Origin of the sequence: Psychrobacter sp. PL19, assembly GCF_017875835.1 — a bacterium.
GTDB lineage: Bacteria > Pseudomonadota > Gammaproteobacteria > Pseudomonadales > Moraxellaceae > Psychrobacter.
This window is the reverse complement of sequence record NZ_JAGING010000001.1, coordinates 1,498,430-1,510,172: the sequence shown is the minus strand read 5'-3', so window position 1 is coordinate 1,510,172 and position 11,743 is coordinate 1,498,430. Positions and strand designations below refer to the sequence as shown.

Here is an 11,743-nt window from a genome sequence, read left to right as displayed (position 1 = left end):
CAAAATATTGCTGGCTGTCCGTTTTTAAACTCCTAACTATTCAAGGAACCGCCAATGAGTACTGCCGAGCAAATTACTTCCTCTGATCAGAGCCATTGTCTGCATCATCAATTTTTTGAGCCAGTAGCTGGCGATATTAAAGCAACCTTGCTGATCGTGCATGGTATGTCAGAGCACAGCGGGCGCTATGCAGATTTTGCGCAGTTTTTAGCCGATCAGGGCATAGCGGTCGCGACTTATGATCAGCTCGGTCATGGCAAAACTGTTAAAACACGGGATGAACTAGGATTTTTTGGTAATGAACATCCAGTGCAATCCTTATTAAAGGATGTCATCATCATGACGAGTGCTTTAAAGGAGCGACATCCTGAAGTGCCTCACTTTATCATGGGTCACTCGATGGGCTCCTTTATTGTGCGCACTGTACTCAAACATCACGCTCAAGACTTCACAGGCGCTATCCTAATGGGCACGGCGGATGCCAATCCGTTGGTCAAAATACTATTACCGTTGAACAAATTCTTAGCAAAAACTGCGCCTAAGAAGCCCAATACATTATTTGCAGAAATCATGAATAAAGTGCTTAATGCCAAACTCAATGAGCGCGTATCTACCTCGCAGTTTGCATGGATAAGTGAAAATACGGCTAATATTGAAGCCTATGAAGCCGATCCATTAACGGGCTTCGACTTTACTAATAACGGTTTTATGACTTTATTTTCTTTGATGAAAATGGGGTTAAATAAGGGCTGGGCGACGACGATTACTAAAGACTTTCAACTATTATTCGTCAGCGGTGAAAATGATCCCATTGGCAATATGGGCCGCGGTGTTCGCAATATTGTTAGTGATCTGCACAAACAAAACTTTACTAATGTAAGTACTCGACTCTATCCTAATATGCGTCATGAGCCGTTGCACGAGCAGCACCATAGCGTGGTTTATAATGACATTTTACATTGGATACGCACCTTGAGTACTTAAGGTCTCATCACCAGACTCATCATAGTGCAGATAAGTCATGCCATAATTTGCTAAAATTGGCTAAATTAGCGACAATACGGTGGGCACTACTCTACATAGTCCATGTCGATCATTTTCTAGAAAAACAGAACAGTTGCAATTTGGTGAAAACAAACGAGCGACTTTGAAATTCAATGAATAATAGAGTCAAGGGAATCTCATCAAATGGCCTCTTTACTACATTGTTATGAATTTTAACTGTTGGTTTTACTTTGAACTTATCACCCTAATTTAATTATAAATACAACGCTCACTTACCTTCATCCATCACCTTTTAGGAATTTTTATGTCATTACAACAAACTATCGAACAAGCCTTTGAAAACCGCAACGACTATAACCCAGCCAATATGCCGCAAGAGGTGCGTGATGCCATTGAACAGGTCCTAGAGCAGCTCGATAACGGTAGCCTACGGGTCGCTGAAAAAAAGGATGGTGAATGGGTCGTCAATCAGTGGGCAAAAAAAGCAGTTTTATTGTCTTTCCGCCTCAACGACAACTACGTCATGTCAACTGGCGAACACCTACAGTTTTATGACAAGGTACCTACTAAATTTGCTGATTGGACCGAAGCGCAGTTTAAAGAAGCGGGCGTACGTGTTGTGCCACCTGCCATCGCTCGTAAAGGCTCATATATTGCACCGGGCGTAGTCTTAATGCCGTCTTATGTCAATATCGGTGCTTATGTTGATCAAGGCGCAATGGTAGATACCTGGGCAACGGTAGGCTCATGTGCGCAAATCGGTAAAAACGTGCATCTGTCAGGCGGCGTGGGTATTGGTGGTGTCCTTGAGCCATTACAAGCCAATCCTACCATCATCGAAGACAACTGCTTTATTGGTGCACGTTCTGAGATTGTTGAAGGCGTCATCGTTGAGGAAGGCGCCGTTATCTCGATGGGTGTGTATATCGGTCAATCAACGCGTATTTATGACCGCGAAACTGGTGAGATTCATCGTGGACGCGTGCCAGCCGGCTCGGTCGTTGTACCAGGTTCACTACCTTCTGCAGATGGTACCCATAGCTTATATGCGGCTATTATCGTGAAAAAAGTCGATGCCCAAACCCGTGCGAAAACGGCCGTGAACGAGTTATTACGCTTAGACTAAGCGCCTTTACTGCTTCCATCATTAGATTCACTGTCATAAATGATAAAAAAAGATGCTGAAGGTAAACGTCAGCATCTTTTTTACAGCTTAATACCCCGTCTTACGCTATAATTCCTATTAAAATATAACATTATTAAAATGATTATCCGCTATCACAATTATGGCGGCTTTTTTGATGATATTTTTTAGCAAATTTTCGCTCAGCACCGAGTGATTATCTATTACACTGAATCATCATCTATTAATAGGCTGGCCGATTAACCAGTCATAAGCAAATAAGCAACACCCAACCTTACATACTCGTCTTGCAAAGTTCTCAATACTCGCCAGCTACCGTATGTCTTATTTTTATCTTGTCTAATAATCGTGTGTTAACAGCTTTTTTAAATCGGCATTTGGCTTGGTTTAGAACGCTTAAGCGCGATATCGACACCGAACCCTATTTGAAACTGTTATGAGTGAGCTATCGCTACGCAGCCCTGCTATTCCGGTCACTGATCCTGAGGCTGGCCTGCGCATTACTGAAATTTTTTATTCCTTACAAGGTGAAGCGTTGACTTCAGGCTTGCCGACCATATTTGTTCGACTGACGGGCTGTCCGCTACGCTGTGTGTATTGCGATACCGAATATGCCTTTAGTGGTGGCGAGCGTCAGTCGCTGGAAACCATCATGACCACTATCCGCAGCTATCCGTGCAAGCGGATTTGTCTGACTGGCGGCGAGCCTTTAGCGCAGCCAAATGCGCTTGAGCTTATCAAACGCTTGCTTGCTGAGGATTATGAAATCTCTTTAGAAACTGCGGGTGCGCTATCAGTAGAGCGGGTCCCAACGGCGGTAAGCAAGGTAATGGATCTCAAAACCCCAAGCTCGGGGGAAGCAGATAAAAATCTCTGGTCAAATCTTAATTATCTGAGCCAGCATGATCAGCTGAAATTTGTCATTATGAATCGTGAAGACTATGACTGGGCAAAGACCAAACTTGTCGAGTATCAACTTGATAAGTTGGTTGGTACGGTTTGGTTCTCGCCGATGTTTAATGTGGCAGACGATGCAAGTTTGGAAGATACCAGCCCTGATGTACCGTTATTGGCTCGTGAATTGGCTGAATGGATGTTGGCCGATGCGCTGCCAGTGCGCTTTCAATTACAATTGCATAAAATCATTTGGGCGGATGCCAAAGGCAAATAGTTGGCGCAGTGAGTTAACGTCAGCCATAAGCGCTATAAAATCAAAAACGTATTAAAGAGAAATGGTAGGGACACAGGGATGGTCAAACTAATTTTACTGGGCTTATTGGCTGGTGCATTATTCAGTTCAACGTTTATTTTAAACGAGCTCATGAGTACTGCTGGCGGCCATTGGTTTTGGTCAGCAAGCCTGCGCTATATCTTTATGTGGCTAATGATTACCCTAATTATCAGTATGCAACACGGCTTTGGGCGGGTCAAAGAGTTACTCACTATCTTCCGTGAACACTGGGGCTTTTGGTGCATTACTGGCAGTATCGGCTTTGGCGTATTCTATACTGGCATTTGCTATGCCGGCGACCATGTCGCTGGCTGGGTAGTCGCTGCGACCTTTATGTTCACCGTGGTCACTAGCCTGTTGGTATTATTGGCCTTTGGGCAGCGCTTTGACAAAAAATTCATTGTTTACGCCCTACTGGTTTTTCTTGGTGTGGTATTAGTGAACGTCAGTGAAGGGTTACGCGCATCAAGCGTGGCCGCTATACCTATGACTGAAATGCTAATATATGGGGCACTGCCCGCTTTAGTTGCCGCCTTTAGCTACCCCATTGGCAATCAGCTGGTCTGGCAGGTGTCTTATAATTCGCGCAAACATACCGCAGCGCTGCGAATCGCGCGTGATAATAGTATTACTCAAAGTAGTGCGACTCAAAACAGCACTCATAGCAGTAGCGCTCAAGCACTCACGACCGAAGCACCACCTTTATCTATAGATATCAATAGTACCGTAGCCATCGACAGCCCTGCTAGTACTATACACCCTGCGCAAACGCCATCTAGGTCGATGCTACAAAACCTGATTGCCCGTATCCCCGCTATCGAAACTGAACTGCTGCAAAATGCCTTTAATAAAGTATGGCTAATGACCCTTGGTAGTTTGCCATTTTGGTTGATTTTAGGCATTATAGTGCGTCCTGAAGCACCTGCTACCTCGCAGATATTTAACACCTTACTGGTGGCTTTATTAGCAGGCGTTGGTGCGACCAGTATATTTTTATATGCTCGTGAACGTGCTGAAACCTCAAGCGAAGTCGCTGGTGTTGATTCCACGCAGGCCAGTGAAGTGATATTTGCTTTGATTGGCGGTATATTATTACTTAGTAATGCTTTGCCATCAGCCATGGGTTTAATCGGTATTGGACTGATTATGCTAGGTCTTGTTTTGTTTGCTAAAGATGGTTAAAAATGTTTTGACCACTACCTTTTATAGCGTTAACTGATTAATAAACAGCTAGAGTCAATCAAGTTTAAACAAAATACAGTGCTATCAACAACTCTCTTTTATTTTGAACTGACTATACCTTAATGAACATATTTTATATTAAACAGCAATCAAGGGGATAACGATGAGTCATGTTTTCATTTTTCCTGATATTTTGCTGTATGCATTAGATATGGTTGGGGTCGTTGCCTGTGCTATCGCTGGCACACTGCTCGCACAGCACAAAGGCTTCGACATTGCCGGCTGCATCTTAGTGGCAATGGTCAATGCGATTGGTGGCGGCACACTACGTGATATGGCTCTAGATCGCCATCCATTATTTTGGATGACCGATCTCAACTACCTCTTGGTCATTACAGCGACTTCCCTTATCCTGCAGATATTTTTTCATCTTTATCATAAAATTGACAACGCGCTAAAATTATTCGATGCTATCGGTCTCGCCGCATTTAGCGTTATTGGCTTTAAAATCGCCTTAACGCAAGATATGTTGCCAGCGATTGCCATTATGATGGGGGTATGGACTGCAATTATCGGTGGATTGCTACGCGATATTATCTGTAATGAAATACCGCTACTGCTGCAGCGCGAAATCTATATATCCGCCAGTATCGTAGGGTCAGTGACATATTTACTGCTTGAGCATTTGGGCGTTAACGCCGGACTGAATGAGTTTATTATGCTCAGCGTCATTTTTGCGGTGCGGATGTTAGCACTGCGCTTCGATTGGCATCTTCCCTCCATTCGCTTGATTGGTTAACAGGTGGCTAACCTCTTAACCGCTTGAGTGAATTTTTTATGTGAACAATTATGATCAGTATTATTAGTGTCCATGCCTATGCGTTGCTCAACGCATGCTATATGGCAGTCTTTGGTAAATCTTTTGATATGTTATCCGCCCCCACTTTGGGCGTGACATCATCCGCTGCTGTCCCTACGGTTATTGATTCAGCTGTTAATCAAATAGTCCAATCCCCGCTCGCTCTGACGCCTGAGTTTGTGACACGATTTGAGCCTACCTCGTTTATGTTTTGGTTAGAAATGTTTGGTATTTTTGCCTGTAGCGTTTCGGGAACTATTTTAGCTAAACATAAAAACTTCGATGTGTTTGGCTGTATTTTGGTAGCAATGATTGCCGCTATTAGCGGCCCTACAGCGCGTGATATTATTCTTGATCGCTATCCGCTGTTTTGGATAGTGAATATGAATTACCTGTTGATTATTACTATTACTTCTGTTGGGTTTCAGATGTTTTGTAACCCAAAAGCGCGCCATGTAGATGGCTTGTTAAAGCTATTTGATGGCTTGGCATTGGCAATTTTTACCTTAATTGGTATCCAAGTGGCACAAGAAATGGGTGCAAACATCCCTATCTGTATCTTGCTTGGGGTATTGAATATCTTGTTTGGTACCGTCATCCGCGACATGCTGTGTAACGAGATTCCATTAGTGTTACAGCGCAAGATTTATGTGACTGCAGCGATTATTGGCGGGATATTATATTTTGCGATGGAGGGTATGGGCTTTACTCCGTGGATAACCGAGTCGTGTACGATGATTACAATCTTTGTGATTCGTATGCTGGCGGTGCGCTATGATTGGCACTTTCCAGATATTGGGCTGATGAAAAACCATGCCGCATAAGGGATAAATTGATAATACAAAATGATAAGCTGACATAATAAATAAGGGCGCGTTGAATAATCAACATGCCCTTATTTGTTTTCAATTTAAACCGTTTTCGTCTTCTGTAAAGGACTTATAGTCAATGAAAAGTAATATCGATACATAGCAGACTGCTGGCATAAGTTTTTCTTGCTTGCTGTACCTACGCAGACAGAGGCTGCAAAAAGCTTATACCAACAGTACCGTCGCGTTTTCAAGGTGTTTTAACCTTACCTTCAAGCCAAAGTTGGCTCATTATATCTAAGGTGCAACAACAGCCAAATCCTTGACCATGAGCTGTAAACTTTTTTTACCATTCCATTCATTGATATCTAATTCAAATAGGATATGCACTTTTTCGGCACGATAATCCCACTCGCTGCTATCAAAATTAAAATAAATAGCAGCAATCGGATATTGCACATCAGGATAGCGTAGCGATAGTTTAAGATGCTGGTCTTTTAACACTTTAAAGCTGAGCACTTCAAATACACCATCGAATATCGGCGGTGCAAAGCCATGACCCCAAACGCTAGCAGCCGCTAATCCTTCAACGAACCATAAGCTAAAATCACCCGCTTGCAGTGGACCATCAGTAAATTTCTGCTCGGCAAAAACCTCGTCATCAAGCTGTGCCATCACATCATCAAAAGCGCTGACAAAAGCATCGAAATTACCACGCTTAAGGGTCAAACCTGCTGCCATCGCATGGCCACCAAAATGGCTGATCAGCGCTGGATTCTGCTCAGCCACTTGCTCAATAGCATCACGTATGTGCACACCTGCAATCGAGCGCGCTGAACCCTTAATAGGGTCATCATCGCCAACACGCTGCGTATCCGACGGGGCAAACACAATACTAGGGCAATAATGACTTTCTTTTAAGCGTCCCGCCACGATACCGATGACCCCTTGATGCCAATCGTCTTTGTATAGAATGATACTGCGATTGTCATTGTTAATTGCAGCTGGCTTTTTTTCAGCGTTTTTAGTAATAATAATGTCATTACTATTACCAGTACTCTCTTGACCCTTGTAACCATCATTGACACTGCTGTCATTAACACTACTGTTATTAACACTGTTATCAGCGTTTAAAGCCTCTACGATACTATCCGCTTGCGAGCGCATTTCACCTTCGACCTGTCGGCGATCGCGATTTAACTGCTCAAGCTCTTGTGCTAAACCTTGTGCCGTACTCCAGTCTTCGGTTAATAAACATTCAATACCCACGCGCATATTGTCCATACGCCCGGCAGCATTAATCCGTGGTCCTAATACAAAGCCAAAATCTTGTGCATGCAATTGCTTCGGATCACGTCCTGCTTGCTCAAGTAGCGCTAGTATTCCCATACAGCAGCGACCTTGGCGAATGGCAGCCAACCCATGATGAACTAAAATACGATTATTTTTATCCAATATACCCACATCAGCAATCGTACCGAGCGCCACTAAGTCTAAATACTGACTGACTTGTACGGTAGACTTGCCAGCTTCGCGGCGCAATTTTGCTAAGCGTCCGAGCACATAAAAGGCCACACCTACCCCGACCAAGGCTTTACTGGTAAATTTGCAATCTTGCTGGTTAGGATTGACTACCGCTTCAGCAGGCGGTACAGCCTTAGTTGTGAGGTGATGGTCGGTAATAATAACGGTAATGCCATCAGCCTGCGCACGCGCTACGCCTTCATGGCTTGAGATACCATTATCGACCGTGACAATCACTTGCGGCTGATAGGTCTCAATACCCAATTCGACAATCTCAGGAGTTAGACCATAGCCATACTTAAAGCGATCAGGTACTAGGAAGTCGACCACTGCACCCATGGCCGTCAAAGCACGCATCATCAGCGCAGTGCTGGTCGCGCCATCACAGTCAAAGTCGCCGACGATCAGAATACGCTGGCCCTCATCAATAGCCAGATCTAATAAGCGCACAGCTTTGGTAACGCCATGCAACATATCAGCAGGTAGTAGACCTGACAGCTGAGTTTCAAGCTCATCAGGTTCGATGATACCGCGACCCGCATAAAGCTTAGCAAGAGTGAATGATTGGGCGGCAAAGGGTCGCAGCGCAGTGGGCAGCTCGTCAATGCGAGTACCAGTATAACGGGGGGTTAAATTTAGCATGTTGGTATTCTACTGGCTTTGGTGGGCGGTCACAATATTAATTTATAATGTCTTTAGTTATAGCTGAAAATTGTTAGTGCGATAGTAATAGAGTCTGTATGAATGATATTTTCATCTGTTGAGCCCATACCTATCTATCTATCTGTCTATCTATCTGCTATAAAACTTAAAGCATTATTTACAAAAACCTTGCATAAATTTAGTAATTTTCTATGATTTGCTACAAAGCTATAATTGTATAGCGCTCATAAATCCCTAAAATGATAACTATCTGTAATGATTAGCGTCTATAGCTTATTATTAAAATTAAGCTATCAAAGTTAAGTAGCCAACTATAAGTTAGTATATTCTAACTACTGAGTGTCAGCTACTGAAGTTAAGGGCTGGGCGCTAATCATGATATCAGCACTATTTATATACTGAGTTATATACTGAGCACTAATAAGTCTCAGTCGCTAACAGTGATAATTAAATAACTGAACACTGACTATATTGAGGATGATTTTATGAATACTATACCAACCGTTGAAAAACTTCCGAATACGATAGATCCAAATTTAAACTTAAATAAAGTGAAAAAAGAATGTATCGCGATGGTCAAAAAACGTGCCAGAATCTCTGCAGGTATAGCACTCGTACCGGTGCCATTTTTTGATATGGCGGTTGACGCTGGCATGTTGACCCAGCTGCTGCCTGACATCAGCGAACGCTTTGGTTTGATTGAAGGTCGTCAATCCGCAGTTGACTTGCAATCACGCGCCATTCACTGGAGTGCCCTAAAAGATCGTACAGTCGATTTTGCTGGTCTCATGGCCACTCGTGGCATCGTCAAAAAAACCGTTCAAGGTCTTGGTGGACGTATCGCTGCCAAACAAGTGACCAAGTTTATTCCACTTGGTGGGCAATTGGTCGCAGGAACAATGGGCTATATGATTTTTAAGAAAATTGCGACTGATCATGTTGAAGATTGCTATAAATTAGCCAAAGATATTCAGCAAAGGCAACAGGGTAAAAACCTATAATTAAGCGAACTCATCTGTTGTTAGGCATTCATAATCAATAAACGCTATAATCCGTTTAAAATAAGAGAGAGTTATCCATAGCAGTGTGCTGCTCATATCAACGAATGTGGCCCAATGCCAAAAAGCAAAAGCCCATCATTTAGATAGGCTCTCTTACGTCAGCTGGATAGAGGGGTTGGTTTACGGGTGATTCAGTTAGTCAATCAAACCACGCTCAATAAGGTGATTGCCATACTGCTCACGCAAGTCTTTTTTGAGCATTTTACCCGTACCATTTAGTGGGATAGACTCCACAAAAACCACTGCGTTAGGAATCTGCCATTTGATAATCTTGCCTTCGTAATGATCGATCAGCGTTTTTTCACTTAGCTCTGCTCCAGGAACAAGCTGTACAATAACCACTGGACGCTCATCCCATTTCGGATGATCTGCCGCGATAGCTGCCGCCATAGCAACTGATGGATGCGACATGGCAATGTCTTCGAGTTCCACTGAAGATATCCATTCACCACCTGACTTAATTAAATCTTTGGCGCGATCACGAATCATTAAATAACCATCTTCATTGATGGTCGCGATATCTCCGGTGTCAAACCAACCATCTGACTCAAGCGCAGATTCTTCACAATTGAAATAAGTGTCGACGATCCAATAGCCTTTGATCTGTACGTTACCAGGTGTCTGACCATCATTAGGCAACAATTTATTGTCCTGCGCCGCATCAACAATACGAAGTTCAACGCCAAATGGTGGACGACCCTGTGACAAACGTACGGTCAATTTTTCTTCGTCTGATAAGCCGCTATGCTTGGCTTTAAGCTGATTGGCTGAACCCAATGGACTAGTCTCAGTCATACCCCATGCATGCATGGTCTCACAATCAAACTCATCACGGAAAGTCCTCATCATAGACGATGGACATGCCGAGCCACCGATAACGTTACGTCTGAGACTGGTCAGTTTAGTACCGGTCTCTTTGGCAGCAGCCAGTAAGGTTTGCCAGATGGTAGGTACACCAACCGCTAAGGTCACTTTGTGTTCATCAATAATATTGGCCAGACTATGACCATCTAGATTGGGACCCGGTAGCACGACTGCTGCACCGACCATCGCTGCTGCATAGGGTAGACCCCAAGCATTGGCATGGAACATAGGTACCACAGGCAGAACTACATCTGTTGCAGACAGACTGATTGAGTCAGGTAAGCTAATCCCAAAGCTGTGCAGAACTGTCGTACGGTTGGTGTACAGCACCCCTTTAGGGTTGCCGGTCGTGCCTGAGGTGTAGCATAACGAGCTTGGGGCATTCTCATCGAGCTCTGGCCACTCAAACTCGTCAGACTGCTCGTCAACAATGTCATCATAAAAGATCACATTAGGCAGCTGCGCTCTAACTTCTTCATCAGGCGGAGTCATACAGACGAAATGCTTGACGGTGGTTAGATGGTCTTTGACACCCATCACCAATGGTAAGAAAGTTTTTTCGAAGAACAGCACTTGATCTTGGGCGTCATTGATGACGTAGATGATCTGTTGCGGAAACAAACGTGGATTAATTGTATGGCAAACCATACCACTACCAGAGACCCCATACCAAATCTCAAGGTGACGACGGTTGTTCCAGGCAATGGTAGCCAAGCGGTCACCCTGCTCTATACCGAGCTTAGTCAATGCATTAGCAAGGCGTTTGCTGTTGCTGTGCAAGGTTGCCCAGTCAGAATGAGTAGTAGTGCCATCAGTCTCTCGCGAGATAATTGGGGTGTCGCCATGGTATCTGGCGGCATGTTGGATTAGATGGCTAATCAATAACGGGCGGTGCATCATTTTACCGAGCATAACTTCTTCCTTGAAATAGACGTTCTGAATGATTGAGATGAGACGGAATGATTATTAGACTGCAAGATACCAAATCTACAAGTTTGATTGTTTTTTGCCCCAAGTTTTATCGCTGTCATTCCTATGACGTTGTATAAGCATTAGAATGATAGCAGCCTGATGCTTAATACAGCGACACCTCACACCTGTATTAAACAACTTAAAAACCAATATGACCACTATCAGCCATACTTACAAACATATTACCAAACGACAAGCCTTTAAAACTAACCTAGTTTCACACTAGGTTCAAGCCTTTTGACTGACCATTTGCATCTATCTTAGTGACTTGCCTGTCACAAACTTAGAATTGACTAATGTTCTTAGTGCACCTGTTCTTCTGCTTTTAAGCGTAACAAATGATTTGCACACTATAGTCAATTGAAACTGCGCTCATCAATCACGTTAATAGAAGAAAAAATATCGGAAAATACACCTTCCAGTGGCAGT

Annotated in this window: 9 protein-coding genes; 7 read left to right on the top strand and 2 right to left on the bottom strand. The window is 43.6% G+C overall.

Features of this window, described 5'->3' with window-relative positions; translation table 11 throughout:
* Positions 1-54: 54 nt before the first annotated feature.
* From H4W00_RS06185 to H4W00_RS06160, 6 genes are all read left to right on the top strand, one after another.
* Positions 55-984 carry an alpha/beta fold hydrolase gene (locus tag H4W00_RS06185; RefSeq protein ID WP_209956714.1) on the top strand — a complete coding sequence of 310 codons (930 nt, stop codon included), beginning with the start codon at positions 55-57 and terminating at the stop codon, positions 982-984.
* 325 nt (positions 985-1,309) lie between these two features.
* The gene (dapD, locus tag H4W00_RS06180) at positions 1,310-2,131 is read left to right on the top strand and encodes a 2,3,4,5-tetrahydropyridine-2,6-dicarboxylate N-succinyltransferase (protein WP_209956713.1); all 822 of its coding nucleotides are present in this window, start codon (positions 1,310-1,312) and stop codon (positions 2,129-2,131) included.
* 454 nt (positions 2,132-2,585) lie between these two features.
* On the top strand, positions 2,586-3,320 hold the full coding sequence (gene queE / locus H4W00_RS06175) for a 7-carboxy-7-deazaguanine synthase QueE (protein WP_209956712.1): 735 nt from the start codon (positions 2,586-2,588) through the stop codon (positions 3,318-3,320).
* A gap of 78 nt (positions 3,321-3,398) precedes the next feature.
* A complete protein-coding gene (locus H4W00_RS06170; RefSeq protein WP_209956711.1) occupies positions 3,399-4,562 on the top strand; it encodes a multidrug resistance efflux transporter family protein in 1,164 nt (387 codons plus the stop codon).
* Between the two features lie 163 nt (positions 4,563-4,725).
* Positions 4,726-5,361: a trimeric intracellular cation channel family protein gene (locus tag H4W00_RS06165; protein ID WP_209956710.1), complete on the top strand. Its 636-nt coding sequence runs from the start codon at positions 4,726-4,728 to the stop codon at positions 5,359-5,361.
* A 50-nt stretch (positions 5,362-5,411) separates the two neighbouring features.
* A complete protein-coding gene (locus H4W00_RS06160; RefSeq protein WP_334684890.1) occupies positions 5,412-6,245 on the top strand; it encodes a trimeric intracellular cation channel family protein in 834 nt (277 codons plus the stop codon).
* A gap of 282 nt (positions 6,246-6,527) precedes the next feature.
* Here the strand turns inward: H4W00_RS06160 and recJ are convergent, their stop codons facing one another.
* Positions 6,528-8,396, bottom strand: a complete 1,869-nt coding sequence (gene recJ, locus H4W00_RS06155; RefSeq protein ID WP_209956709.1) for a single-stranded-DNA-specific exonuclease RecJ — start codon at positions 8,394-8,396, stop codon at positions 6,528-6,530.
* A gap of 506 nt (positions 8,397-8,902) precedes the next feature.
* On the opposite strand from recJ, the gene H4W00_RS06150 reads away from it, so the two are divergent.
* Positions 8,903-9,418: a hypothetical protein gene (locus H4W00_RS06150; protein WP_209956708.1), complete on the top strand. Its 516-nt coding sequence runs from the start codon at positions 8,903-8,905 to the stop codon at positions 9,416-9,418.
* Positions 9,419-9,613: 195 nt separating this feature from the next.
* Here the strand turns inward: H4W00_RS06150 and H4W00_RS06145 are convergent, their stop codons facing one another.
* Complete coding sequence (locus H4W00_RS06145) at positions 9,614-11,254, bottom strand: long-chain-fatty-acid--CoA ligase (protein ID WP_209956707.1); 1,641 nt, start codon at positions 11,252-11,254, stop codon at positions 9,614-9,616.
* Positions 11,255-11,743: the final 489 nt, after the last annotated feature.